Here is a 25,438-nt window from a genome sequence, read left to right on the forward strand (position 1 = left end):
CTTATCATTCCGATGTCCAGTCACTACGGGTTGCTTTATGGTTCAGCTCGTCATGCTTCTCCTCGGCGTCGACTATCTGCGCAAGCGCTGGCGCACGCTTTTCGTCGTCGGGCTCATCTGGCTCGTGACGGGCGTGGGTCTTTTTGTCGACGCACTCGACGACGCCATTTACTTCCCGATGCAGCTGCTCGCCTATCTGCTGCTGGCGGAAGGGCTCGCCACGCTCGCGGTCGCCTGGACGGGCGCGGGCGGGCAACGCGTGCTGCGCTACGTGAAGGGCGTCGCCGTGGTGTTCGCGGCGGCGCTGATCCTCGCGGGACATCACCACGGCAACTTCGTGCTCTCGATGATCTTCGGCACGCTCTTTCTCGCCGATGGGTTGTTGCAGGCCGCATCGGCTTACGTCGTGCGCTATCCGCGCTGGCGCGTGGTGCTGACGCTCGCGGTTGTCGAAATCCTGCTCGCGATATTTTTCTTCCAGCCGTATCCGACGCATTACGTCGGCACGGCGCCTTACTGCCTGGGTCTCGGCCTCGCGTTCGGCGGCTGGAACCTGCTGTGGATCGCGCTGCGCGTGCGTGCGCTGCGGCGCCTTCCGGCGGAACGCAAGCGCACGCTGCGTTTATCCGACGACGTGATCGCCGATCATACGATCGCCTCCCGATCTGCCGAGGCGCGCGCCGCGACCGCCACCGATGCTGCCAACGCCGACGCCGGCGCCGATACGCCGTTCGAATGGGACGGCCCGCCCGGGCCCGATGAAAAAGCGCTGACGGTTCACGTCTGGACGCCGGTCGGATCGGCGCGCACGCAGGCGCAGCGCGCGCTCATCGTCGATCGCTACATCGCGGCGGTCGATGCCAACGGCGTGATCTCGACCGGACACGCGGCGCTGGAGTCGCCCGAGGGCATTTACATCAGCCTGTATCCGGGCGTGGAGATCGACCGCTCGCCGGACGAATTCGGCCGCATCCTGCGCGCGACCCGTGAAAACGACGTGCCGGGCATCTTCCAGCCGGACTACGCGACGGAATCGAAGGCCTGGTGCGAATCGACGACGAAGGTGCGCATTCGCAATTACAGCCCGGCGCGCCTCGATGAATTCTGGGACGCGTACCGGCAGGACCTGACCTACAACCTCACGTACCGCAACTGTTCGAGCACGGTGTCGAATGCGCTGGAAGCGGCGCTCGAAGGCTCGGTCGGCAACTTTCATGGCCGCGACACGGGCTGGCGCGCGTTCTGGCGGCTCATCGTGACGCCGGAACTGTGGGTCGCGGCGCAACTGCGCAAGCGCGCCGCGACGATGGCCTGGACGCCCGGCCTCACGCTCGACTACGCGCGGGCGCTCAGCATGCTCGCCGATCCCCGCCCGTTCGGCTGGCTCAAGATGGCGCGGCTCGCGCTGCGGCGGATGATGCGCACGCGGCGCGGCTGGCGGCAGGAAGCCGTCGATGCGGCGGACGCACGAGCGGGGCGGGCTTCGTCATAGCACGCCCGCGTTCGCGCTGACGCCGCCCGCTACGCCAGATCCAGTGCCGATGTCATGTCGCCGAGCGGCGCTTCGCCATTCGCGGCGAACGCGCGGTCGCGCGCCGCCACGCCTTCGAGCGGCGGGAGATCGTGCACGCGCGAGATGAAGCGCAGGATCGAGTTCGTGTCGTAGACCGTATGGTCGACGAAACCCTTCTTCGCGTAAGGCGAGATCACGAGCGCGGGGATGCGCGAACCCGGTCCCCAGCGATCGCCCTTCGGCGGCGAGACGTGGTCCCACCAGCCGCCGTTTTCGTCGACCGTGACGATCACCACGGTGTTTTCCCACTGCGGCCCGCGCCGGATATGCTCGATCACGTTCGCGATATGCCGGTCGCCGGACTCCACGTCCGCGTATCCGGCGTGCATGTTCAGATTGCCTTGCGGCTTGTAGAACGTGACGGCGGGCAGGCGGCCGGCGTCGATGTCGGCGAGCAGTTTGTTGGTCGACGGATCGTCGCCGATACCGCCGTCGCGCAGATGCTGCGCGCGCGCCTGCGTGCCCGGCGCGAAATTGCGGAAGTAGTTGAACGGCTGGTGGTGATACTGGAAATCGGGCACCGAACCCGTGTCCGCATGGTCGAGCGCGTACTGCCACGCGCCGCTGTACCACGCCCAGTCGACGCCCTTGGCCGAAAGCCGGTCGCCGATCGTCGCGTAATCCTGCGGCGGCAGCACGCGCGGATTCGCAGGATCGGCGACCATCGGATCGCCATGCTCGGCCGGGCGCACGTTGCTCGGCTGAAACGGCGGCGCCATTGTGTTGACTGCGTAGCCGTCCGCGGTCAGCGCGCCGTCGCGCACGAATTTGGGCGGCCCTTCGAGCGCCGATTTTGGCGAATCGGGTGCGAGCTTCAGGCGCGTGCCGGTGAGATCGCCGCCTTCCACGATCGAAACGAGCTTTGCCGCAGGTCCGCTCTCCACGTTCGGGTAAAACGGCGCCTGCGCCGAAATCAGGAAAATGTGATTGAGCCACGAGCCGCCGAACGCAGACATGAAGAAGTTGTCGCAGAGCGTGTACTGGCTCGCCAGGCCCCAGAGGCGCAGCGTATCGGCGGAATTGCGGTAGTGGCCCATCACGAGGCCGCCGGAATCGCCCCACGCGGCGAACTGGTTGTTGCGCCCCGCGTTGATCTGCATCTGGTTCTGATAGAAGCGATGGACGAGATCCCGCGTGATGACGCCGTTCGGCAGCGGCTCGCCCTGGGCATCAACGAGGCGGAACGGCGAATTCGCGAGCCCCGCGATCTGCTTCTCCGAGATCGCATAGCGCTTGCCGTTCACCTCCTGCGCCTCGGGCACGAGGCCGCCCCAGATGGCCGGCAGCGTGGGAAGCGGCGTGCGGCCGTCGCGGTCGAGCTGGACATAGCGCGCTTGCGGCACCGACGCGAGCGGATACTGAACGCCCGGAAAGTCGCCGTACAGGTTCGTGAAGCTGCGATTTTCCGCATAGATCACGACGATGCGGCGCACCTTTGCCTGTAGCGTGCGGTCGAGCGCGAGATCGGCGGCGGTCTTGGGCGCGGCCGGCTTCGGCTCGAACAGGTTGCAGCCGCCGATCGACAAGCCCGCGAGACCGACGCCGGCGGCAAGCAGGCGCCGGCGCGCGGGGTCCGCGGGCGCGTCGCTTTCAGGAGGGAGGTCGTCACGCGGATCGTCGTTCTGGCTCATCGCTGGCTCCTTACGCTGGTCCCAAGCAAGATTTTGCGTGGACGCGCGGCGGCGCGCGCCAGGCATTATGGTCAATCCGGCCCGACGCGCCAACCGATCAGAACCCGGTGCTTACCCCGGCGCGCCGCCCGCAACAGCAGGTGAACCGCATCTTGCCCGGAAAGCGCGGCGCCGAAAAGCTGGCCGAATGGAGTACGCCAAAATGCACAAAAGCGTCCAGAAGCGCGCAAAAGTCAAAAATTCGAAACGAATGTGCGATTCGCCTATGCCTTTTGGCTGACTGGAAACCGTCATCGCACGCGACTACTATCAACCAAGCGACCGAATTCGGCTGATCAACTGAGCACGAGCTTCACGCCAACCAGAAGGAGCGTCGCGGCAAGCACGTTGCGCAGCAAGGCTTCCGGCGCCTTCGAAGAGAGCATGCTGCCGATCGCGATGCCGGGCAGCGAGCCGACGAGGAGCGAAGCGAGCAGCGCCCAGTCGACCGAACCGAGCAGCCAGTGGCCGGTGCCGGCGATCAACGTGAGCGGCACGGCGTGCGCGATGTCGGAGCCGACGATGCGCGCCGTCGCGAGGCGCGGGTAGAGCAGCAGGAGCACGGTCACGCCGATCGCGCCCGCGCCGACCGACGTGATCGAAACGAGCACGCCGAGAATCGCGCCGGTCAGCATGGTCCACGCGGCGGTGCGCTGCGGATGTTCCGGGCGGCCCGTTCCCTTGCGATAGGCGAGGCGCGCGAGTTGCGGCCGGAACACGAGCGAAACGGCGGTGATGAGGAGCGCTGTGCCAAGAATCAGCTGGATCACGCGGGCTGCGCCGGGCGAGTGCGCGCCGTAGTAGTGCAGCAAAACGAGCGTGATCGCGGCGGCTGGCACACTGCCTGCGGCGAGCCGGCCGGTGATGCGCCAGTCGACCGAGCCCTTGATGCCGTGCACGAGCGTGCCGGCCGTCTTGGTCGCGGCGGCGTAGAGCAGGTCGGTGCCGACTGCGGTGGCCGGGTGGATGCCGAACAGGAGGACGAGGAGCGGCGTCATCAGCGAGCCGCCGCCCACGCCCGTCAGGCCGACGAGAAACCCGACGGCCAGCCCGGACGCAGAATAAAGTAAGTCGATATGCGGAAATGACATTCGCGCGGAGAACCCGTTAGGCGTGAGCCGGTCGAAAAACCGTCGATGATAGCCGGTCGGCGGCCTGCCCGCTCCCGGTGGGCCGGAGTTGGCCTGCGCGGGCCCGATGCAGGGCAGCGGCCGACGGCTTCTTGTGCGCAAGCCAATCCGAGCCGGCAAGCGCGCGCCAAGGCGCAGAATAGGGCGACTCGACGCGCGGTTTCGCGCTCGTTCACGATCATGCAGGAAGGTGCAAATGGAACCAAAGCAACCCACGCCGCATCCCGACGACGCGTTCATTCCGACGGAGCACGCGAATATCGCGAGCGAGCGGCAGTTCGTGCTGAAATCGGGCAACACGTTCGCCGTCAACGATGCGAACGGCGACATCCGCGGCACCGACGACGGCCTGTTCGTCAACGATACGCGCGTGCTCTCGGAACTGGTGCTGACTTTCGGCGGCCGCGCGCCGTCGCTGCTGTCGGGCAGCGTGTCGAGCGACAACGCCGTCTTCACCGCGCATCTGACCAACAATCCGCTGCCGCCCATCGGCGGCGCGCGTACGCCCGAGGGCGTGATCCACGTCGAGCGCAAACGGGTGCTGTCGCGTCACGTGCTGCACGAAAGCATCGTGCTCACCAATTACGGAACAGAGCCGGCCACTGTGCCGCTGTCGATTTCGTTCGCCGCCGACTTCCTCGACATGTTCGAAGTGCGCGGCGCCACGCGCAAGAAGCGTGGCACGGTGCGGCCGCCCGTCGTCGAGAATGGTGAGGTCGTGCTGCAATACACGGGCCTCGACGAAGTCGAACGCACCGCGCGCATCCAGTTCACGCCGTCGCCGGACGCGCTCTCGCCGAGCCGCGCCGACTACACGCTCGACATCCAGTCGGAAACGGCAATTTCCATCTATCTTTCGGTCACGGCCGTCACCCGCGCGCTCAGCGACGCAAGCGAACAGAGCAAGCTGAACGCCGCCGAAGCGCCGGAATGCGCGCCCGAATCGGGACGTTCGGCGATCCGCGAGGCGCTTGCCGAGGCGCATCAGCGCATGCGCGAGCGGCGCCGCGCGACGGCGCGGGTGAGGTCGAGCAATCCGCTTTTCAGCGAATGGATCGACCGCTCGCTGTCCGATCTGGGCCTGCTCACCACCGATCTGGAAACGGGCCCCTATCCCTACGCGGGCATTCCGTGGTTCTCGACGGCGTTCGGGCGCGACGCGATCATCACGTCGCTGCAGATGCTGTGGCTGCAGCCGTCGCTTGCGCGCGGCGTGCTGCGCTTTCTCGCGGCGCATCAGGCGCGCGAGGACTCGGCGTTTCGCGACGCCGAAGTCGGCAAGATCATGCACGAAACGCGCAAGAGCGAAATGGCCGCCACCGGCGAGGTGCCGTTCGCGATGTACTACGGCGGCGTCGACAGCACGCCGCTCTTCGTCGTCCTCGCGGGCGCCTATGCGGAGCGAACCGGCGACCGCGCGCTCGTCGACGAACTGTGGCCGTCGCTGCAACTCGCCACGCAATGGATCGCGCGCCACTGCGACAAGAACGCGTTCGGCCTGCTCGATTATCAGCGCGCGTCCGAACACGGTCTCGCGAACCAGGGCTGGAAGGACAGCCAGGATTCCGTGTTTCACGCAGACGGCCGCTTCCCCGACGGCCCGATCGCGCTCGTCGAGGTGCAGGGTTACGCGGCGACGGCCTTCGCGACGATGGCGCGTCTCGCCCGCCAGCGCGGCGCCAAGGACGACGCGATCGAATACGAGGCGCGCGCGCAGAACATCCGCGATCGCGTCGAGGCGATGTACTGGATGCCCGAGTCGCAGTTCTACGGCATCGCGCTCGACGGTCACGGCGAGTTGTGCCGCGTCCTGGCGTCGAATGCGGGGCATCTGCTCGCGTTCGATCTGGTCGAGCGCGAGCGCGGCGAAGCGGTTGCGCGGCAACTGGAATCGACGCTGTTTCACACCGGCTGGGGCGTGCGCACGCTGGCCGCGAGCCAGCCGCGCTTCAATCCGATGTCGTATCACAACGGCTCGGTCTGGCCGCACGACACCGCGATGTGCGCGCGAGGCCTGGCCCGCTACGGCGATCGAGGCGGCGCCGTGCGGCTGTTGCAGGCGTTGTTCGAAGCGGCGGTGACCTTCGACATGAGGCTGCCCGAACTCTTCTGCGGCTTCACGCGCCAGCGCGGCGAGAAGCCGATCGCTTATCCGGTCGCGTGTTTGCCGCAGGCGTGGGCGGCGGGCGCGCCGTTCATGATCCTGGAAGCGTGTCTCGGCCTGACGATCGACGCCGCGCGCGACGAAGTGCGGATCGACCGGCCGCAACTGCCGGATGGCATCGACTGGCTGGAAATCGGCGATTTGCGCGTCGGCGAGCGGACCGTGTCGATCACGTTCCGGCGCGTGGGCGGGCAGGTCGTGCCGTCGGTGGAGGGGGACGTGCGCGTTATCGCGCTGCTGTAACGGTGGGTGGCTGCGCACGGGAACGTGCGCAGCCACCGTCGCGGTCAGACCGCCACGCTACCCACGTAATTTTCCGCGAGGGCCGTCGCGGCGGCGCGCGAAGTCGTCACATGTTCCAGTTCCGCCACCTGCAGACGCTGCTCGAACGGCGACGTGTCGTCGAGCTTGTGCAGCATGCGCGTCATCCACCACGAGAAATGCTCCGCGCGCCAGACGCGCTTGAGCGCCGTCTCCGTATAACCGGCGAGCCTGTCGCTGCGGCCTTCGTCGTAGAACGAGACGAGCGCCGCCGTCAGCACCTTCACGTCGGAGACGGCGAGGTTCAGGCCCTTTGCGCCCGTCGGCGGCACGATGTGCGCGGCGTCGCCCGCGAGGAAGAGCTTGCCGCACTGCATCGGCGTGGAAACGAAACTGCGCATGCCGACGATGTTCTTCTGGAAGATCTTCCCTTCGGTGATCTGCCAGCCGTCCGCCGTATCGACGCGCGCGTGGAGTTCCGCCCAGATGCGATCGTCCGACCACGCGTCGACCGTATCCTTCGGATCGCACTGGAAGTACATGCGCTGGATGCCGGGCGAGCGTGTGCTAATGAGCGCGAAACCGCGATCGTGCCGCGCGTAGATGAGTTCGTCTGACGAGGGCGGCGCTTCCACCAGAATGCCGAACCAGCCGAACGGATAGATCTTCTGGTAATCCTGGCGCAGCGCCTGCGGAATCGAGCCGCGCGCAACGCCTTGCGATCCATCGCAGCCGATGATGAAGTCGCATTCCAGTTCTTCGTCGCGGTCTTCGTGGCGATATTTGATGCGCGGTTTGGCGTCGGCGGCGGCGTCGAAGTCGTGCACCGAAACGTTCGAGACGTTGAATTTCAGCGCGCCGTCCGCCGCGATCCGCGCCGCGACCAGATCCTTGATGACTTCGTGCTGCGCGTAGACGGTGATCGAATGGCCGGTCAGGTCGGTGAGCGCAATGCGGCGGCGCTGTCCTTCGAATGCCAACTCGAAGCCGTGGTGCAGCGCGCCTTCGGCCTGCATCCGAGCGCCGAGGCCGGCCTCGTTCAGCAGGTCCATCGTGCCCTGTTCGAGCACGCCGGCGCGGATCGTCGATTCGATGTCGTGCTGGCTGCGCGCTTCGAGCACGACCGAGTCGATGCCGCGCTGATAGAGGAGATGGGAGAGCAGAAGGCCAGCAGGGCCCGCACCGATGATGCCGACTTGAGTACGCATGATTGTCTCCATGAATGCGTGTGATTTTGTGAAGACAGTGTCATGCCGCCCACCCGTATCGCGCAACGCGATACGGCGGATAGCGCCTATCTAATTTTGAGATAAAGGGGTGCGGCGCGCGATGAAGCGCACGATCATATCGACCAGCGCCTCTCTGTTCGCGGGCGGCGCGGGCGGGATTTCCAGCGGGCAGGCGCGTGTTGCATGCAGCCGAAGCGCATCGAGATGACGGGCGGTGCCGTGGTCCTCGTCGGCGTTCGCGGAAAGGGCGAGCAGTGGGCAGCGGACCGCATCCAGTTCGCTTTCGAGGTTCCAGTTGACGAGCGATGGCTCGGGCGGCGTCTTCGCGGGCGGGGCGTCATGTGTCGCGAGGGCATCGCCGTGGAAGCGCCCGAGGCGTTTGTGCAAATTCGTCGTTTCGAAGGTGGCGCGCGCGCCGAGCAAGTCCTCCGTGCGCGCCGGTTCCGCGAAAACCTGCGGCGCGATCAGTGCCGCGCCCGCCAGCGCGTCTGGATGCGCGATCGCATAGAGCAACGCGATCGTGGCGCCGTCGCGCGCGCCCACGATCCACATGCGGCGTCGGCACGCGGGGTCGATATCGAAGGCGTCGAGCAGTCCGGGCAGGATGTCGCACGCTTGCTGGCGCAGCAGGTCGATCGGCCAGGAGTGCGGGTGAGCGTGTACCGAAGCGGGCCAGCCGCTGTCCGGCCGGCGAAGAACCAGCCCCCGAATGCCAAGCGCGCGATTCAGCGCGCGGCCGAGCGCGATCGGCCAATCATCGGGCGCGCCGCCTTCGTGCAGCAACACGGCGATGGGCGCGTCGCGGCTCTCGTCGGCGAGCCATTCGTATTTGACCGTAACGGCGTCGCGTGAAACGGTCGCGGCAAGGGTGACGGAATCGGTCATGCGTGAGGTTCGCGCCCATTCGAGGAGGTTGCGTATCAACGAGTCTAGGCGTTCGGCGCGACCGCGACAGGCCCGGCGCTTGCTGAAAACAGGTCCGGGTATCACTTCGACAACCGATCAGGAGAACCGCCATGACCGAGCATTCCTATCCGACCCCGCCGTTTCCCGATCAGCAGCAGGACCGCCAGCCCGGCCTGACCGCGCCGATGAACCCGCAGCCCGACCACGGCGAGAAATCCTACAAGGGCAGCGGACGCCTCGCCGGAAAAGTCGCGCTCGTCACGGGCGCGGACAGCGGCATCGGCCGGGCGGTCGCGATCGCCTACGCGCGCGAAGGCGCCGACGTCGCCATCGCCTATCTGAACGAAGACGACGACGCGCAAGAAACCGCGCGCTGGGTCGAGGAAGCGGGGCGCCGCTCGCTGCTTTTGCCCGGCGACATCACGGATCGCGCGCACTGCCGCGATCTGGTCGCGAAAACGGTGGAGAAGTTCGGCGGCATCGACGTGATCGTGAACAACGCGGCCTATCAGATGACCTACGACGGCCTCGAAGACATCAGCGACGACGAGTGGGACAAGACCTTCTCGACCAACATCGGCGCGATGTTTCGCATCATCAAGGCCGCGCTGCCGCATCTGAAGCCGGGCAGCGCGATCGTCAACACGAGTTCGGTCAACGCCGACGCGCCGAATCCCGGCCTCATCGCCTACGCGACGACCAAGGGCGCGATCCAGAACTTCACCGGCGGCCTCGCGCAACTGCTCGCCGAAAGGGGCATCCGCGCGAACTGCGTCGCGCCGGGTCCGATCTGGACGCCGCTGATTCCGTCGACGATGCCGCCCGAGAAGGTCAAGAATTTCGGCTCGCAAGTGCCGATGAAGCGCGCCGGCCAGCCGGCCGAACTCGCCGCCGCCTACGTGATGCTGGCCTCCGACGAATCGAGCTATACCTCGGGCGCGACGGTCGCCGTGACGGGAGGCAAGCCGATCATCTGAGAAAAATGGCGCCACCCGGTATGATGACCAGCCTCAATGCCCAGGTGACGCCATGCAAATTCTCGTCGATGCCGACGCGTGTCCCGCCGTCGTCAAGGACATCCTGTTTCGAGCGGGGCCGCGCGTCGAGGTGTCGGTGACGCTCGTCGCGAACCAGTATTTGCGCACGCCGCCGTCGCCGTTCATCCGCTCGGTGCAGGTGCCGTCGGGCTTCGACGTGGCCGATGCGCGCATCGTCGAGATGGCGGCGCCGGGCGATCTCGTGATCACCGCCGACATTCCGCTGGCGGCGAGCGTGCTCGCGAAGGGCGCGCATGCGCTCGACCCGCGCGGCGAATGGTTCAGCGCGGAGAACATCGAGGAGCGGCTGACCATCCGTTCGATGATGGATCAGTTGCGCAGCACGGGCGTCGAGACGGGCGGTCCGTCGCCGTACAGCCCGCGCGACGGCAAGCAGTTCGCCGCGCAACTTGACCGCTTTCTGTCGAAGTACCGCGCATCCCGGCCGAAATGAACGGGTCCGCATTCACGTCGCGCCGGACAACGAAGCGGCCATCCGGCTCTATCGCGCGGCGGGTTTCGAGCCGTTCGCCCGCGAACCGCGCGCGCTCAAGATCGACGGCGTCTATCACGATTCGCTGCTGATGACGCTGCCGTTCGGCAAAATGGCTTAATAATCAGCCGCTTCTCTCAACTGCTTGAAACGGTATTCGCCGACGCGCGCCAGCATCCAGCCCGGATATTCGGCCGGCAACTGGCTCACTTCATCGAGCGCGGCGAGTTCGTCTTCGTTCAGGCGCACGCGGGTCGCGGCGATGTTGTCGTCGAGTTGCTCGACGCGCTTCGCCCCGATGATCACGCTCGTCACCGCCTTCTGATGCAGGAGCCACGCGAGCGCGATCTGCGCGACCGAGACGCCTTTCGCTTCGGCCATTCCGCGCATCGCGTCGATGCAGTCGTAAGCGCGCTCGACGTTCACCGGCGGGAAATCGAACTTGGTGCGGCGGCTGCCTTCTTCCTTGCCGCCTTCGCGCGTGTACTTGCCCGAGAGCAGGCCGCCCGCGAGCGGACTCCACACCAGCAAGCCGACGTTCTCGCTGTTCAGGAGCGGCACGACTTCGCGTTCCAGGTCGCGCCCGGCGATCGTGTAATACGCCTGTAGCGACTCGAAACGCGCCAGCCCGAGCCGCTCGGAAATGCCGAGCGCCTTCGCGATCTGCCACGCCGCCCAGTTCGACACGCCGATGTAGCGCACATGGCCGTGCTGCACGAGATTGTCGAGCGCGCGCAGCGTCTCTTCGATCGGCGTGGCCGGATCGAAGCCGTGAATCTGATACAGGTCGACGTGATCGAGTTGCAGGCGCTTGAGACTCGCCTTCACGCCGTCCATGATGTGAAAGCGCGAGCCGCCGCGCGAATTCACGCTTTTCGTGCCGGTTTCGCCGTGAATCTTCGTCGCGACGACCACGTTCTCGCGCGGCACCTTGAGGTTTTTCAGCGCTTGGCCGGTGATGATCTCGGACTGGCCGTCGGCGTAGACATCGGCGGTATCGATGAAATTGATGCCCGCGTCGAGCGAGCGGCCGATCAGCGTGTCGGCGTCCGCTTGCCGGAGCTGACCGATGTTGTCCCAAATGCCGCCGCTGCCGCCGCCGAAGGTCATGGCGCCGAGGCACAGTTCCGAAACGAAGAGACCGGTATTGCCGAATTTTCTGTAGCGCATGGACTGCTCCTCAATGGCTGACGGGGGATGCCGTCCGGGTGACATGGCCGCGTCGCCGCGACGTTGCGCGTGCTGAATGCGGGCATGGCCGGACCGGCGCCCGTGCAGTATCGTCCCGCCGATGGCGGCGGCCATAGCCTGATCCTGTCGGATCATTGCCTGTTCCTGCAAAGCCAGCGGGGCGCGGTGAGCGAACTCGCGCACGCGCGAGTAAGCTACCTACAGTCCCTGAAACCTCCTTCTTTCGCGAAACCATGGCACTGAACGAGACCCTTTCGCACGACCAGCCGCATCCCCTGAACGGCCACGACGGCCACGACGGCCACGACAGCCACGACAGCCACGACAGCCACGATCCCCACCGCGCGCCCGATCCGTCCCTCGACGGCGCACGGCTCGAACTCGTCGCGCTGCTCGACCGCTTTACCGTCGGCTGCGAAGGCACCGTCGAGACGTCCGTGCCCGGCTTTTTCCTGCATCGCGTGATGAATCCTGGCGGGCCGAAGCACGGCATCCAGACGCCCGCGCTCGCGCTGATCGCGCAGGGTTCGAAGCGCCTGATGGTCGGCGACGACGTGTACGTCTACGATCCGCTGCACTACCTCGTTTCGTCAGTCGATCTGCCGGTGATGGGGCAAGTGACCGTCGCGAGCGAAACCGAGCCGTATCTCGGGCTGCGGCTCGACCTCGACGTCGAGGCGATAGCCGAGCTGATCCGCGACGAAAACCTGCCGCCCGCCTCGCACTCGGACGCCGCGCGCGGGCTGTACGTCAACCGGCTCGGCGCGTCGATGCTCGACGCGGTGCTGCGCCTGTTGCGCCTGATCGACACGCCCGAGGACATCCCGATCCTCGCGCCGCTCGTGAAGCGTGAAATCCTGTATCGCCTGCTGATGAACGGGCAGGGCGCGCGGCTGCGCCAGATCGCGCTCACCGACAGCCAGACGCAGCGCATCGCCCGCGCGATCCTGCTGCTGCGCCAGAACTTCGACCAGCCGCTGCGGATCGAATCGATCGCGCGCGACGTGCATATGAGCGTGTCGTCGCTGCATCATCATTTCAAGGCCGTCACGGCGATGAGTCCGCTGCAATACCAGAAGCAGTTGCGCTTGCAGGAAGCGCGGCGGCTGATGCTGCTCGATATCGCCGATGCCGCGACCGCCGCGCATCGCGTGGGTTACGAGAGCGCGTCGCAGTTCAGCCGCGAGTACAGCCGGCTGTTCGGCGCGCCGCCGCTCAGGGACACGCGTCGCTGGCGCGAAGAGGCGGGCGCGTAAGGGTTTGCGCGCCCCGGGAACTCGGTCAGAGCGGAACGCAGCTTTTTTTCGTCAACTGCGGAATAGTTCGGCGCCGCCGAACGTTCTACGGTTACTTCACCAGAGAGGAGATGAAATGAAGAAGCCAATCGCGATGGCTGCAACGGGAGGTCTCTTGAGCGCGCTGATTCTGTCGGCGAGCGCTTTCGCGGCGCCGCCGAAGGCGGACAACGGGATGTTCGTCGACGAAAAGGGCATGACGCTCTACACCTTCGACAAGGACACCAAGGGCGGTCCGAGCGCGTGCTCGGGCGGTTGCGTGCAAGCGTGGCCCGCTGCCATGGCGACCGATTCCGACCAGCCGTCGGGCAAGTGGACGACGGAATCGGCCGAGGGCGGCAAGCAATGGGCCTACGACGGCAAGCGGCTCTACCGGTTCGCGAAGGACACGAAGCCAGGCGACAAGAACGGCGACAACTTCCGCGACGTATGGCACGTCGCCAAACCCTGAGCGTTGAGTGAAGAGGCGGACATGCTGCGATCGATCAGAATTCTCGCGTTGGTGTCGGCGCTCGGCCTGGCGGTGCTCGCGGCCGCGTGTGCGAGCGGCACGGTGAGCGGCGGCGTGAGCAGCGGCGGCGCTAACGGCCCCGGCAACGTGCCGAAAATGGGCGGCGGCGGGTACTGACAATGCGTCATGTCTGCGCTCACGCATGCAAGCTGGCGGGCGGTGCGTCTTGAGTTTCGAGACCGAACTGCTCGCCCATCTGCCGCAGCTGCGCCGCTACGCGCGCGCACTGACGGGCGACCGCGCCTGGGCCGACGATCTCGTCCAGGACGCGACCGAACGCGCGCTTGGCCGCTCGAAGGCGTTTCGCGCCGGGACCAATCTGCGCGCGTGGCTGTTCACGATCATGCGCAATCTGTATATCGACCAGTTGCGCGGCCGCCGCGACATCGCGGTGGACGACGAAACCGCGCCGTGGCGGCAGATGGCGGCGCCGGTCGGCGAAGTCGATGGGCTCGTGCTGCGCGACGTGCAGCGCGCGCTCTATTGCCTGCCCGTCGAGCAGCGCGAGGTGATGCTGCTCGTGTGCGTCGAGGAAATGAGTTATCAGGAGGCTTCCGTGGTGTTGAACGTGCCGGCCGGAACCGTGATGTCGCGGCTTTCGCGCGCGCGCGAACACATGCGCGTGCTGCTCGGTGAAGAACCGCAGCGCCGCGGGTCGTCGTCGGTGTCGCCGGCGTCGGCTTCGTCGTTGAAAGTGGTGAATCGCACATGACGACTCCGGACCGCCCCGACCGTCCTGACCCGCCCGAGGAGAGGCAGGATCTCCAGCCGTTGTCGGCGTATCTCGACAGCGAACTCAGCGACGAACAACGCGACGCCGTGGCGGAGCGCATCGCGCGCGATCCGGCGAGCGCCGCGACCGTTTCGGCGTATCGCGCGCAGGACAATGCGCTGCGTGCGCTCTTCGCAAGCGAGGCCGTGGAGCCGCAGGTCGTCGTGATGCGTCCGCGGCGGCGCGAGCGGTTCCTGATGGCGGCGTGCTGGGCGTTCATCGGCGTGGCTTGTGGCTATTTGTTACACATGCTGCTGCCCGCGCTCCACGACGAACGGCCTCCGTTCGCGCAGCGTGCCGACATCGCGTACGCGGTCTATGCGCCCGAGCAGCGTCATGCGGTGGAGGTGGTGGCGGCGCAGCAGGATCATCTGGTCAACTGGCTGTCGAAGCGGCTCAATCGCACGCTCACGATTCCGTCGCTTGCCGAATATGGATTCCAGCTCGTCGGCGGGCGCTTGCTGCCCGGCGAGGAAGGGCCGGCGGCGCAGCTCATGTATCAGAACGCGGCCGGCGAGCGCATCACGCTCTACACGACGACCGTCTCGCGCAACCAGTCGAAAATCCGCATGCTGCGCGACGGACCGCGCACGACGTATTACTGGGCGGCGAATCGCGCGGGCTATGCGCTTTCCGGACAGATCGGCGAAGAGAAGCTGCAGGCCATCGCCTACGACACCTGCAAGGAACTCGGCGGCGATCCGAAGAGCTGGTAACGACGCGCACGCATGCAAAAAGCCGGGACACGTCCCGGCTCATCGAAGCATCAATGCATCAGTAGTAGCGATGCGTCGGCGCGTGATGGTAGCTCGTCGGATGACGGCGCTCCCAGTCGTGGCGCGACCAGTAGCGATGGCCGTCCCAATAGCGGTCGCCGTGCCAGCCTTGTGCGACGGTATGGACGTAGCCGGGGCGGTGATCGTCGGCCGAGGCGACGTTCATCAGTCCCATGCCGAGTGCGGCGGCGAGCGTGGCGAGCAACAGGCTTTTCTTCGTCTTGTTCATGGTCGATCTCCCTGAAGGTGTGTGGGTGCGCGTGATGTCTTAGCGGTACCAGTCGTGATGATGGTGATAGCCACCGCCATCCGGCACGATGATGCAGCCGCCGAGCGAAGTGCCGAGCAAGGCGGCGAGCGCTGCGAGGATCGCTAGTTTTTTCATTGGTTTCTCCGTGTAGATCAGTTTGAATCCGCGTGTGATTGCGTGAAGCCAATTTAGCCAAACGGCAAATGACAAGCGGTGTGCGTTTGTAAGCAAACGTGTGGTTTGAAATATTCGGGTTGTTCCAGCAAGCGACCTCGGCGTGAATGAGGAAACCAGTCGACCGGAGTGGACATGTCGCACATCAGCACGGGCGTGGAGTACGCGTTGCATTGCATGCTCTATTTGACGGAGCCGCCGCACGGCGTGCGCGATGCCAGCGTGCGCGATCTCGCGGAGCTGCAAGGCGTGCCCGTCGATTACGTCGCGAAGCTGTTCACCAAGCTTCACAAGGCGGGACTCGTGATCGCGACCGAAGGCGCGAAGGGCGGCTTCGCGCTCGCGCGGCCGCCCGCGCAGATCAGCGTGCTCGATGTCGTCGATGCGATCGACGGCGACAAGCCGATCTTCGAATGCAGGGAGGTTCGCGCGCGCTGCGCGGTGTTCGACGAGGACCCGCCGCCGTGGGCGACGAGCGGCGTCTGTGCGATTCACGCGGTGATGAGAAACGCGGAGAAGCGCATGCGCGAGGCGCTGGCGGGCGACTGTCTCGCCGATCTGGCGACGCGCATCGTGGCGAAGGCGCCGCGGGGTTATGGTCCGCAGGTGGTCCGGTGGCTCGATGAGCGCTCGTTCAACAAGCGGGTTGCGCGCAGTGAGCAGGATGGGGCGTGAGGCTTTGCGCTGCTCGCTGGTCGTTCCACCGAAGCGCAGAGGCCACGGTCATCGAACAACGATGGGCTTGACGTTCGGCGTCAGCGAAACCCCGACCACGTGACCATCGCGCACACCGCACTTGCTATCGACGCGTGTCCACTGCGGCTTGCCGCGCGACTTCGCGAACGCGCGCATCACGATTATCTTGTCGACGGGAATGGGATTGCCGACGCTGAAGATCGGCGAGTCGCTTTCGATCTTCGCCGCGAGCACGCGGCGATCGGGCACGATGAACGTGTCGTACTTCGGCGTGAGTTCCACCCAGTGATCGAACGCGGCGACGCATTGAATGACCGCGCTCGGCACGTGCATGCGGGTGAGGTAGTCATAGTCCTTCGACAGATCGGGCGATTCCTGCGCGTGTACTGCCTGGTACAAAAAAGCCGACAGCGCCAGCGCGACGAGCGGAAAGAAAGCTTTCATGCGATGAGGAAACTCGTTTGAATGAAGCGTGACATGGAGACGGAGTATACCGCGCGAATCTTTCCACTGACCTTCGTTCGCTGAAAAAGTGCCTGTATCAAGGCACTTTCTTCGATCTCGCCGCGTCATACGCGTGAAGCTTCGCCACGAATGGAGACGCGCGATGAAGACGATCCGATGGGAGCCCGCCGACGGCAACGGTCTCGAACATCTCGAAGTCGATCTTCGGCGCGAAGGCATCGTAGCGGAGAGCGCGCTCGCCAGCGAGGGCTTCGGCGCGGTGTACCGGATCGAATGCGACGCAGCATGGAATGTCACGCGAGTCGTCGTTAAGCGCATCGGCGGCGGCACGCTCGACCTGCTGAGCGACGCGCAAGGCCACTGGACCGACAGCAACGGCACGCCGCGCGACGACCTCGCGGGCTGCATCGACATCGACATCTCGGCGACACCCTTCACCAACACGTTGCCGATCCGCCGCCTGAAACTAGCCGAAGGCGAACGCCGCGTGATCCGCGTCGTGTATATCGCGCTGCCCGAACTCACGGCGGCGCCCGTGGAGCAGGCCTACACCTGCATCGAGCGCGACCGGCGCTATCGCTATGAAGGCATCACGTCGCGTTACACGGCCGAGCTTCCCGTCGATACAGACGGCTTCGTCATGGATTATCCCGCGCTGTTCCGGCGCCTCTGAAGCGTGGCGCCGGGCGGCCTCCGCCGCGAGCGGCGATAATATGGCTTTATCTCCACGAGCCGAACGCCGCCCGATGAACGACACCACGCAGACTCCCCGCACCGCGCCCCGCCTGACGAGCCTCTCGCATGGCGGCGGCTGCGGCTGCAAGATCGCCCCCGGCGTGCTCGCCGATCTCCTGAAGCGCAGCACGCCGATGCAGGCGTTTCCGAACCTGATGGTCGGCAACGACACCGCCGACGACGCCGCCGTCTACAAGCTCAACGAAGAACAGGCGATCGTGGCGACGACCGACTTCTTCATGCCGATCGTCGACGATCCGTTCGACTTCGGCCGTATCGCCGCGACCAACGCGCTCTCGGACGTCTACGCGATGGGCGGCAAGCCGATCCTCGCGCTCGCGCTCGTCGGCATGCCGATCAACGTGCTGCCGCATGAAGTGATCGCGGAGATCCTGAAGGGCGGCGAGTCGGTGTGCGCCGAGGCGGGCATCCCGGTGGCGGGCGGCCATTCGATCGATTCGGTCGAGCCGATCTACGGCCTCGCCGCGCTCGGCATCGTGCATCCGAAGCTCGTCAAGCGCAACGCGGCCGCGCGCGCGGGCGACGTGCTCGTGCTCGGCAAGCCGCTCGGCGTCGGCGTGCTGTCGGCGGCGCTGAAGAAGGAGCAACTCGACGCGGCCGGCTACGCCGCGATGATCGCCGCGACGACCAAGCTCAATCGCCCGGGCGCGGACCTCGCGCTGCTCGAAGGCGTGCACGCGCTCACCGACGTGACGGGCTTCGGCCTGCTCGGCCACACGCTCGAACTGGCGCGCGGCGCGGGACTCACCGCGCGCATTCGCTATGCGGACCTGCCGTGGTTGCCGGGCGTCGAGGCGTTCGCGAATGCGGGCGTGTACACGGGCGCGTCGGGACGCAACTGGAGCGCGTATGGCGCGGCCATCGGACTCGCGTCGTCGCTCGACGATGTGGCACGCGTCCTGCTCACCGACCCGCAGACCTCCGGCGGCCTGCTCGTATCGTGCGCGCCGCAAGCGGTGGACGAGGTGCTCGCGATCTTCCGCGCGGACGGTTTCAATGATGCTGTCGTGATCGGCGAAATGATCGACGGCGCGAGCCGCGTCGAGGTCGCCTGATCGCAGCCTCAACTCAAAGGACCTCATGAACGACGAATCGCCGAAGGCCATCTTTTATGCGCTCGCCGCCAACTTCGGCATCGCCGTGTGCAAGTTCGGCGCCGCGGCGTTCACCGGTTCGGGCTCGATGTTCGCCGAGGCGATTCACTCCACCGCCGACTGCGGCAATCAGCTTCTGCTGCTGTTCGGCCTGAAGCGCGCGCAGCAGCCGGCCAACGCGCTGCATCCGCTCGGCTCGGGGCGCGAGATCTATTTCTATGCGCTGATCGTCGCGTTGCTGCTGTTCTTCGTCGGCGGCGCGTTCTCGGTGTACGAAGGCGTGCATCGCATGCTGCATCACGAACCGTTGAGCAATCCAATCGTCGCGCTCGTGATCCTCGGCATCTCGGTCGTGCTCGAAGCGTTGTCGCTTGCGGGCGCGCTGCGCGAGATCCGCAAGGGCGCGCCCGACAAGGCTCTGTGGCGCTGGTTTCGCGAGACGCGCGAGTCGGAACTGCTGGTGGTCGCGGGCGAGGACGTCGCGGCGCTCGCGGGTCTCGCCATCGCGTTCTGCGCCGTGCTGCTCACGATGATTACCGGCAATCCCATGTGGGACGCGGCGGGTTCGATCGGCGTCGGGCTGCTGCTGATGGTGGTCGCCTACGTGGTCGCGCGCGAAGTGAAGTCGATGATTGTCGGCGAATCGGCGAGTCCGGAAGTGCGCCGTGCCATCGACGCGCATCTGCGCGCGCGGCCCGAAATCCTGCGCATCATCAGCCTCATCACGCTGCAATGGGGCAAGCATGTGGTGGTCGCCGTGCAGGCGGAGATGATCGACTATCCGAGCGGCCGCGCGCTGATCGATGCGATCAACGTCATCGAGGACGACTTGCAGAACACGTTCCCGCAAGTGCGCTGGGTGTTCTTCGAGCCGGACATCGTGCGTGAAGGCGCGCGCGCGGGCGCCTGAACGCGACCGCGTTTCGCGCACCGTGAAACGGGGCGGGCGCGCGACGTGCTACCGCAGAACTACCTCCGTTAACGGACTCGACGCGCGGCCTTGCCCGAGAATCCGGCTGCGTCACCCGGCTGCACCATCATGGCAGTTCCTCGATCCTTATTCGATCGAAGCCGTCTAGCACGATTCGTTCCGGCTCGAGCCGATCGACATCATCCGTCGAGTCCCTGAACCCTGAGTTCCTTATCTGGCCCATGCGCAAATCCCTGCTCGTCCTCGTTCTCCTTGCCCTGTCGATGCTGACTCCGGCGCTCGCCAACGCTGCGGCGGGCCATGCGAATCCGGCCAGTTCCGCGAATCCCGCGGCGCCCGTCACGCTCACGCCGCAACAGGCCCGCGACGCGCTCGCGGTCCTCAACGACCCGGCTCGCCGCGCGCAATTCGCGGATACGTTGCGCGCGCTCGCCGCAGCCGGCGCGCTCGCCACGCCGCCGCAGGCGGCGTCGGCTTCGGGCGCGTCGTCGGCCGAACCGGCGAGCGGCGCGTCGAGCGTGCTCGCGAAGTCGCTGACGAGCAACGGTCTCGCTTCGCAGATTTCGCATCAGGCCAGCCACTGGCTCGTGCAGTTCGGCTCGGGCCTGCGGCATTCGATGTCCGCGCTGCTCGACTACGGATCGGTGCTCGAATGGTGGCGCGAACGCACCGCGACCGCCGACGCCCGCCAGTTGCTCGAACACGTCGCGTGGACCGTGCTGGTCTCGCTCGTGCCCGCCCTGCTGCTGGAACTGCTCGCCGTGCGCTTGCTGCGCGGTCCGCGCGGCCGGATCGCGGCGCGCGGCATCGTCGATGTCGACGAGGAGAGTCCCGACCTGGCCCGGCAGGAAAACGCAGCGGTGCGCGAAGAGGCCGCCGCCGAGCGCCGTGGCGACGAAGCCGCGCTGCATGTCGCGGAGAAGAAGACGGACACGGTGCGCGGCAAGCGTCATGCCGCGCGGCACTGGACGCTCCTGCAACGCCTGCCGAGCGCGCTCCTGCATGCGTTCTTCTCGGTCGTGCCGCTCGCCGTGTTCGTCGCGGCGGCGACGCTCCCGATGTCGGTCTTCATCGACGACAACACGCCCGAAGCCCGCGTGGCGGGCGCGCTGATCGACGTGTACCTCGTGTGCCGCGCGATCCAGATCGTCAGTCTCTTCTTTCTCGCGCCGCGCGCGCCGGGCTTGCGGCTCATTCAGATGCGCGACCGCTTCGCCGCGTTCACGCACGGCTGGGTGATGCGCATCGTCTGCGTGGGCGGCGCGGGCGTCGCGATCGCGAATGCCGCAGAGCCGCTCGGTCTCTCCGACGAAGCCCACATCGCGATCCTGAAGGCGGTCACGTTCGTCGTGCACGCGATGATCGCGTATGTGATCTTCGAATGCAGGACGCCGGTCGCGGCGCGCATCCGCCAGCGCATGCAGGGGCATCGCCCGGTGTCGCTGGTCGGCAACTGGATCGCGGACATCTGGGCCGGCGTCGCGATTTTCTTCGTGATGGCGCTGTGGTTCGTGTGGGCGCTCGACGTGAGGAACGGCTATCAGACGCTGTTCCATCTCGGCGGTCTCTCGGTGGCCGTGCTGGTGGCGGCGCGCGTGGTCGCGATCGTCGCGTTCGGCGGGCTCGGCCGCGTCTTCCGTAGCGATGCGGAAGATGGCTACGCGAGCCAGTCGATCGCGCATCGCCACGCTTACCGCTATTACCCGATGCTGCGACGCATCGTGCAGACGGTGATCGCGGTGGCGACCGTTGTCGCGCTGTTGCAGGTGTGGGGCATCGACATCATCGGCTTCTTCACCTCGGGCGGCGTCGGCAACCGGCTCGCCTCGGCGCTGATCACGATCGCGATCGCGGCGGTGTTCGCGGTGCTCGTCTGGGAAGCGGCCAACGTGATGGTCGAGCGCCGCCTCGAAGCCTGGACGACGAGTGGCGAGCGCCTGCGCGCGGCGCGTCTGAGAACGCTGCTGCCGATGATGCGCACGGCGCTCTTCATCGTGATCGCGCTGGTGGTCGTGCTGACAGGATTAAGCGAGATCGGCGTGAACACGGCGCCGCTCTTGGCGAGCGCGAGCATCTTCGGCGTCGCGCTCGGCTTCGGGTCGCAGAAGCTCGTGCAGGACCTCATCACCGGCATCTTCCTCCTGATGGAGAACGCGATGCAGGTCGGCGACTGGGTGACGCTCGCGGGCGTATCGGGCACGGTCGAGTATCTGTCGATCCGCACGGTGCGTCTGCGTGCCGGCGACGGTTCGCTGCACACGGTGCCGTTCAGTTCGGTATCGACGGTGAACAACACGAATCGCGGCATCGGCAATGCGGCGGTGCGCGTGTCCATCGCGCTCGGCCAGGACGTCGATCTCGCGATCTCGACGCTCAAGGACATCGGCGCGTCGCTCCAGCGCGACGATGCGTTCAAGGACGGCATTCTCTCGGACTTCAGCTTCTGGGGCGTCGATGCCGTCGACGGCTCGACCGTCACGCTCGCCGGACAGATCCAGTGCCGCGACAGTTCGCGCTGGCCGGTGCAGCGCGAATTCAACCGGCGCATCCTCAACGAGTTCACGGCGCGCGGCATCGAGATCGCGAATCCCCAGCGCAACTTCGTGATCATCGACGGCGGCGAGCCGCAGGTGAAGGACGAAGCGCAGGCGTCGGCGGATCAGCGCGCGGAGCCGTCGCGAGCCGCGCAGCATCCGACGGCGGAAGCGTCGGCGGGCAATTCGGGCAGCGCAGCCGTTTGAGCGGTTTTCAGCGCGGCGAGCGCACGAGCACGGGCGAGCCTTCGAACTCGCCGCCGCTGCGCTCGAACCCGAGCCGCTCGTAGAACGCTTCGAGCGCGGCGGCATCGGGCGCATGGCGATCGACCGGTGGCGCGTGCACGCCGTCGCCCTTCACGTCGAGCGGACGCGGCACCAGCGTGATCATCACGCGATGCGCGTCGGCGAGCCCGACGAGCCGCTCCATCGCGACGCGCGCGTGTCCGCGATGATGCGCGCCTTCCGACCAGATCGCTTCCAGCGCGATGGCGCAGTCGCCGGTTTCTTCGAGCCACAACTCGACCTGCTGTTCATCTTCGACGCGCGTGCGATGGAACGCGTCGATCATCGTGGCGGCGGTGGAGGGCGAAGGCATCGGTTCGAGTCGCGTGACCGGAAAGCCGCACTATAGCGTGGGCGGCCCAGGCTCGCGCGGCGTATATCCGCTTTAGCGATTTCGATCGGAAAATCGCTTCGTAGACCCGCGACGTTACGCCTTCTATGATGGCCTTCACTTGAATCAGGAGAGGGCGATGAATCGTCTGCATCTGCACTGTCGGCGCTCGACCGGCAACTAGCTTCGCGTTTCATTCATCCTTGCGCAACGTCGCGCGCTCATCGTTTTCCTTTGGACGAGTCCATCATGAAGAATGCCAATGCCGCATTGCGCGGCGTGTCCCGGCGCGTGCGCGCCACCCTGCTCGTCGTTGTCGCGGCGTTCGCGATGTCGTTCGCCGCTTCGTCGTTCGCCGCCGATGCCACGCTGAAAATCGGCACCGCGACGAGTCCGCAAATCGATGCGCTGAAGGTCGCCGTGAAGGAAGCCAGGGCGCAAGGGCTGGACGTGAAGCTGATTGAATTCACCGACTGGAACACGCCGAACGCCGCGCTTGCGAACAAGGACATCGACGTCAACTACTTCCAGCACGTGCCGTTTCTGGAGAACGCGAAGAAGCAGGGCGGCTACGACTTCGTCGCGATCGCGCCGGGCACGATCATGAAGATCGGCCTCTATTCGAAGAAGGTGAAGCGCTTCGACGAACTGAAGGACGGCGCGAGCGTCGCCATCGCGAACGATCCGGTGAACGGCGGGCGTGGCCTCTTGCTGCTGCAGCGCGCGGGCCTCATCAAGCTGAAGCCGGGCGCCGATTACCGCGCGACGACGCTCGACATCGTCGAGAACCCGAAGCATCTGAAGATCGTGCAGCTCGAAGCCTCGCAACTCGCCCGCTCGCTCGACGACGTCGATCTCGCGCAAGGCTATCCGAGCTTCATCAAGCTCGCCGGCACGGCCGATCCGAACAGCGCGCTGCTCTTCGACGGCGTCGAGAACAAGCTCTTCGCGATCCAGTGGGTCGTGCGTCCCGACAGCGTGAACGATCCGCGCATCCGCAAGTTCATCGCGATCTACCAGCAGTCGCCCGCCGTGCGCGCCGCGCTCGACCAGGCGTTCGGCACGCTCTACGCGGTCGCGTGGTGAGTCGTTCAACGGAGGCTTGCATCATGGCGGATGTGATCATCGAGGAACCGCGCGTGAGCGAAGCGCGTTCCGGCACACAGGCGAAAAGCGTCGTGTTCGCGGACGTCGGCAAGGTGTTCGGCGGATCGACGGCGGCGCTCTCGGGCGTCGATTTGTCGGTCGCGAGGGGCGAGGTGTTCGGCATCATCGGACGCAGCGGCGCGGGCAAGTCCACGTTGCTGCGGCTCGTGAACGGCCTCGAAAAACCCACGCGCGGCGAGGTGCGCGTGAACGGCGTGTCGGTCGGCGCACTCGACGAACGCGGGCTCGTCGGGTTGCGGCGGCGCATCGGCATGGTGTTCCAGCACTTCAACCTGCTGTCGGCGAAAACGGTGCGCGAGAACATCGCGCTGCCGCTGAAGATCGCGGGCGTCGACAAGCGCAGCATCGACGCGAAAGTCGATGTGCTGCTCGAACTCGTCGGCCTCACGGCGAAACGCGATGCGTATCCGCGCAGTCTTTCCGGCGGCCAGAAGCAGCGCGTCGGGATTGCGCGGGCGCTGGTTCACGACCCCGACCTCCTGCTCTGCGACGAAGCCACGTCCGCGCTCGATCCGGAAACCACGCAGCAGATTCTCGCGCTGCTTCGCGACATCAACCGACGCCTCGGCCTCACGATTCTTCTGATCACGCATGAGATGGCGGTGATCCGCGAAGTCTGCGATTCCGTCGCGGTGATCGAGGCGGGCGAAGTCGTGGAGACCGGTGCGGTGTGGCGCGTGTTCGGCGACCCGCGCCACGCGGCCACTCAGGCGCTCTTGCGCACGCTCGTGCACGATTTGCCCGCCGATCTCGCCGCGCGGCTCGCGAGTGCGCCGCGTGACGATGCCGACGTGCTGCTCGACGTGCGCTTCACCGGCGAGTCGCGGCACGAGCCCGATCTGGGCGCGCTCGCGGTGGCGCTCGGCGCGCTCGGCGGACGCGTGAACTTCGTGCATGGCGGCATCGACCGGATTCAGGGGCATGCGCAGGGACGGCTCGTCGTCGCGGCGCATCTGCACGCGCACGGCGCGAACGAAGCGGGGCTGCGCGCGCATGTCGAGGCGCTCGTCGCCGGCGCGCGGCGTCACGCGGACAAAGTGGAGGTGCTCGGCTATGTTTGAAATCTGGCTGCCCGAATTCCTCGACGCGATCCGCGACACCGTCGTGATGGTCGGCGTCTCGGCGCTGATCGCGCTCGTCGCCGGCATTCCGCTCGCGCTCGTGCTCGTCACGACGACGAAGGGTGGCATTTTCGAGCGGCCGGCCGTCAATTCGACGCTCGGCTCGGTCGTCAACGCATTGCGCTCGACGCCCTTCATCATCCTGCTCGTCGCGCTCTTGCCGTTGACGCGCCTTCTCGTCGGCACGACCATCGGCGTGTGGGCCGCGATCGTGCCGCTTTCGATCGCCGCGACGCCGTTCTTCGCGCGCATCGCCGAGGTGAGCCTGCGCGAAGTCGACCGCGGGCTGATCGAGGCCGCGCAGGCGATGGGCGCCGAACGCCGCCATATCATCCGGCACGTGCTCCTGCCCGAAGCGTTGCCGGGGATCCTCGGCGGCTTCACGATCACGGTGGTCGCGATGATCGGCTCGTCGGCGATGGCGGGCGCGGTCGGCGCGGGCGGTCTCGGCGATCTCGCGATACGCTACGGCTATCAGCGCTTCGACACGACCGTGATGGTCACGGTGATCGCGCTGCTGATCGTGATCGTCAGCGCCGTGCAGTGGGGCGGCGATCGCCTGGTGCGGCGCATCACCCGGCGCACGGGATGATAATGACGGCAACCGCATCGACACCGGAGACAGC

At 66.4% G+C, this 25,438-nt stretch carries 26 protein-coding genes; 18 read left to right on the forward strand and 8 right to left on the reverse strand.

Annotated elements, in window-relative coordinates:
* The first annotated feature begins 37 nt into the window (after nucleotides 1–37).
* Entirely contained in the window at nucleotides 38–1,492 is a 1,455-nt protein-coding gene (locus AWB66_RS02400; RefSeq protein WP_087628638.1) for an HdeD family acid-resistance protein, read from the forward strand.
* A gap of 29 nt (nucleotides 1,493–1,521) precedes the next feature.
* Here the strand turns inward: AWB66_RS02400 and AWB66_RS02405 are convergent, their stop codons facing one another.
* Together AWB66_RS02405 and AWB66_RS02410 are read right to left on the reverse strand one after the other, a co-directional pair.
* Nucleotides 1,522–3,204, reverse strand: a complete 1,683-nt coding sequence (locus AWB66_RS02405; RefSeq protein WP_087628639.1) for an acid phosphatase — start codon at nucleotides 3,202–3,204, stop codon at nucleotides 1,522–1,524.
* 335 nt (nucleotides 3,205–3,539) lie between these two features.
* The gene (locus AWB66_RS02410) at nucleotides 3,540–4,334 is read right to left on the reverse strand and encodes a sulfite exporter TauE/SafE family protein (protein ID WP_087628640.1); all 795 of its coding nucleotides are present in this window, start codon (nucleotides 4,332–4,334) and stop codon (nucleotides 3,540–3,542) included.
* Nucleotides 4,335–4,569: 235 nt separating this feature from the next.
* Here AWB66_RS02410 and AWB66_RS02415 point away from each other — a divergent pair, with 235 nt between their 5' ends.
* The gene (locus tag AWB66_RS02415) at nucleotides 4,570–6,780 is read left to right on the forward strand and encodes an amylo-alpha-1,6-glucosidase (RefSeq protein WP_087628641.1); all 2,211 of its coding nucleotides are present in this window, start codon (nucleotides 4,570–4,572) and stop codon (nucleotides 6,778–6,780) included.
* A 44-nt stretch (nucleotides 6,781–6,824) separates the two neighbouring features.
* On the opposite strand, the gene AWB66_RS02420 is transcribed toward AWB66_RS02415, so the two are convergent.
* Nucleotides 6,825–8,006 carry a 4-hydroxybenzoate 3-monooxygenase gene (locus tag AWB66_RS02420; RefSeq protein WP_087628642.1) on the reverse strand — a complete coding sequence of 394 codons (1,182 nt, stop codon included), beginning with the start codon at nucleotides 8,004–8,006 and terminating at the stop codon, nucleotides 6,825–6,827.
* A 90-nt stretch (nucleotides 8,007–8,096) separates the two neighbouring features.
* Nucleotides 8,097–8,912 (reverse strand): alpha/beta fold hydrolase, encoded by an 816-nt coding sequence (locus AWB66_RS02425; protein WP_087628643.1) that lies wholly within the window; start codon nucleotides 8,910–8,912, stop codon nucleotides 8,097–8,099.
* Between the two features lie 131 nt (nucleotides 8,913–9,043).
* On the opposite strand from AWB66_RS02425, the gene AWB66_RS02430 reads away from it, so the two are divergent.
* From AWB66_RS02430 to AWB66_RS02440, 3 genes are read left to right on the forward strand one after another with little or no spacing between them, the layout of a single operon-like run.
* On the forward strand, nucleotides 9,044–9,910 hold the full coding sequence (locus AWB66_RS02430) for a glucose 1-dehydrogenase (RefSeq protein WP_087628644.1): 867 nt from the start codon (nucleotides 9,044–9,046) through the stop codon (nucleotides 9,908–9,910).
* Nucleotides 9,911–9,962: 52 nt separating this feature from the next.
* Nucleotides 9,963–10,424 (forward strand): YaiI/YqxD family protein, encoded by a 462-nt coding sequence (locus AWB66_RS02435; protein ID WP_087628645.1) that lies wholly within the window; start codon nucleotides 9,963–9,965, stop codon nucleotides 10,422–10,424.
* The gene (locus AWB66_RS02440) at nucleotides 10,381–10,584 is read left to right on the forward strand and encodes a GNAT family N-acetyltransferase (protein ID WP_200818901.1); all 204 of its coding nucleotides are present in this window, start codon (nucleotides 10,381–10,383) and stop codon (nucleotides 10,582–10,584) included. The genes AWB66_RS02435 and AWB66_RS02440 overlap by 44 nt, the downstream gene beginning before the upstream one ends.
* Here the strand turns inward: AWB66_RS02440 and AWB66_RS02445 are convergent.
* Complete coding sequence (locus AWB66_RS02445; protein WP_087628646.1) at nucleotides 10,581–11,633, reverse strand: aldo/keto reductase; 1,053 nt, start codon at nucleotides 11,631–11,633, stop codon at nucleotides 10,581–10,583. The two genes, AWB66_RS02440 and AWB66_RS02445, sit on opposite strands and share 4 nt — an antisense overlap.
* 254 nt (nucleotides 11,634–11,887) lie before the next feature.
* Between AWB66_RS02445 and AWB66_RS02450 the strand changes: the two genes are divergently transcribed.
* The 5 genes from AWB66_RS02450 (at nucleotide 11,888) to AWB66_RS02465 (ending at nucleotide 14,948) form a co-directional block, all read left to right on the forward strand.
* Entirely contained in the window at nucleotides 11,888–12,910 is a 1,023-nt protein-coding gene (locus AWB66_RS02450; RefSeq protein ID WP_087628647.1) for an AraC family transcriptional regulator, read from the forward strand.
* Nucleotides 12,911–13,025: 115 nt separating this feature from the next.
* The gene (locus AWB66_RS02455; RefSeq protein ID WP_235020950.1) at nucleotides 13,026–13,400 is read left to right on the forward strand and encodes a COG4315 family predicted lipoprotein; all 375 of its coding nucleotides are present in this window, start codon (nucleotides 13,026–13,028) and stop codon (nucleotides 13,398–13,400) included.
* 21 nt (nucleotides 13,401–13,421) lie between these two features.
* Complete coding sequence (locus AWB66_RS33565) at nucleotides 13,422–13,577, forward strand: hypothetical protein (RefSeq protein ID WP_159462870.1); 156 nt, start codon at nucleotides 13,422–13,424, stop codon at nucleotides 13,575–13,577.
* A gap of 49 nt (nucleotides 13,578–13,626) precedes the next feature.
* Complete coding sequence (locus AWB66_RS02460) at nucleotides 13,627–14,172, forward strand: RNA polymerase sigma factor (protein WP_087628648.1); 546 nt, start codon at nucleotides 13,627–13,629, stop codon at nucleotides 14,170–14,172.
* Entirely contained in the window at nucleotides 14,169–14,948 is a 780-nt protein-coding gene (locus tag AWB66_RS02465; protein ID WP_087628649.1) for an anti-sigma factor family protein, read from the forward strand. Before AWB66_RS02460 ends, AWB66_RS02465 begins: the two co-directional genes overlap by 4 nt.
* A gap of 58 nt (nucleotides 14,949–15,006) precedes the next feature.
* On the opposite strand, the gene AWB66_RS02470 is transcribed toward AWB66_RS02465, so the two are convergent.
* Nucleotides 15,007–15,237 (reverse strand): hypothetical protein, encoded by a 231-nt coding sequence (locus AWB66_RS02470; protein ID WP_087628650.1) that lies wholly within the window; start codon nucleotides 15,235–15,237, stop codon nucleotides 15,007–15,009.
* A gap of 330 nt (nucleotides 15,238–15,567) precedes the next feature.
* Between AWB66_RS02470 and AWB66_RS02480 the strand changes: the two genes are divergently transcribed.
* Nucleotides 15,568–16,107: an RrF2 family transcriptional regulator gene (locus AWB66_RS02480; protein WP_087628652.1), complete on the forward strand. Its 540-nt coding sequence runs from the start codon at nucleotides 15,568–15,570 to the stop codon at nucleotides 16,105–16,107.
* Nucleotides 16,108–16,155: 48 nt separating this feature from the next.
* Here the strand turns inward: AWB66_RS02480 and AWB66_RS02485 are convergent, their stop codons facing one another.
* Nucleotides 16,156–16,572 (reverse strand): BspC domain-containing protein, encoded by a 417-nt coding sequence (locus AWB66_RS02485; protein WP_087628653.1) that lies wholly within the window; start codon nucleotides 16,570–16,572, stop codon nucleotides 16,156–16,158.
* Between the two features lie 163 nt (nucleotides 16,573–16,735).
* On the opposite strand from AWB66_RS02485, the gene AWB66_RS02490 reads away from it, so the two are divergent.
* The 4 genes from AWB66_RS02490 to AWB66_RS02505 all read left to right on the forward strand — a co-directional run bounded on the left by AWB66_RS02490 (nucleotide 16,736) and on the right by AWB66_RS02505 (nucleotide 22,115).
* Nucleotides 16,736–17,266 (forward strand): putative glycolipid-binding domain-containing protein, encoded by a 531-nt coding sequence (locus AWB66_RS02490; RefSeq protein ID WP_087628654.1) that lies wholly within the window; start codon nucleotides 16,736–16,738, stop codon nucleotides 17,264–17,266.
* 73 nt (nucleotides 17,267–17,339) lie between these two features.
* Complete coding sequence (gene selD, locus AWB66_RS02495; protein ID WP_087628655.1) at nucleotides 17,340–18,404, forward strand: selenide, water dikinase SelD; 1,065 nt, start codon at nucleotides 17,340–17,342, stop codon at nucleotides 18,402–18,404.
* A gap of 25 nt (nucleotides 18,405–18,429) precedes the next feature.
* Nucleotides 18,430–19,353: a cation diffusion facilitator family transporter gene (locus AWB66_RS02500; RefSeq protein ID WP_087628656.1), complete on the forward strand. Its 924-nt coding sequence runs from the start codon at nucleotides 18,430–18,432 to the stop codon at nucleotides 19,351–19,353.
* A 242-nt stretch (nucleotides 19,354–19,595) separates the two neighbouring features.
* Entirely contained in the window at nucleotides 19,596–22,115 is a 2,520-nt protein-coding gene (locus tag AWB66_RS02505; RefSeq protein ID WP_087628657.1) for a mechanosensitive ion channel family protein, read from the forward strand.
* A 7-nt stretch (nucleotides 22,116–22,122) separates the two neighbouring features.
* Here the strand turns inward: AWB66_RS02505 and AWB66_RS02510 are convergent, their stop codons facing one another.
* Nucleotides 22,123–22,506: a hypothetical protein gene (locus AWB66_RS02510; protein WP_125469646.1), complete on the reverse strand. Its 384-nt coding sequence runs from the start codon at nucleotides 22,504–22,506 to the stop codon at nucleotides 22,123–22,125.
* 348 nt (nucleotides 22,507–22,854) lie between these two features.
* Here AWB66_RS02510 and AWB66_RS02515 point away from each other — a divergent pair, with 348 nt between their 5' ends.
* The 3 genes from AWB66_RS02515 to AWB66_RS02525 are packed head-to-tail and all read left to right on the forward strand — an operon-like array spanning nucleotide 22,855 to nucleotide 25,404.
* Complete coding sequence (locus AWB66_RS02515; RefSeq protein ID WP_235020964.1) at nucleotides 22,855–23,610, forward strand: MetQ/NlpA family ABC transporter substrate-binding protein; 756 nt, start codon at nucleotides 22,855–22,857, stop codon at nucleotides 23,608–23,610.
* 23 nt (nucleotides 23,611–23,633) lie between these two features.
* Nucleotides 23,634–24,752, forward strand: coding sequence for a methionine ABC transporter ATP-binding protein (locus AWB66_RS02520; RefSeq protein WP_087628659.1), 1,119 nt, complete (start codon nucleotides 23,634–23,636; stop codon nucleotides 24,750–24,752).
* Nucleotides 24,745–25,404, forward strand: a complete 660-nt coding sequence (locus tag AWB66_RS02525) for a methionine ABC transporter permease (RefSeq protein WP_087628660.1) — start codon at nucleotides 24,745–24,747, stop codon at nucleotides 25,402–25,404. The genes AWB66_RS02520 and AWB66_RS02525 overlap by 8 nt, the downstream gene beginning before the upstream one ends.
* Nucleotides 25,405–25,438 lie beyond the last annotated feature (34 nt).

Origin of the sequence: Caballeronia telluris (assembly GCF_001544495.1) — a bacterium.
Classification (GTDB): Bacteria; Pseudomonadota; Gammaproteobacteria; order Burkholderiales; family Burkholderiaceae; genus Caballeronia; species Caballeronia telluris.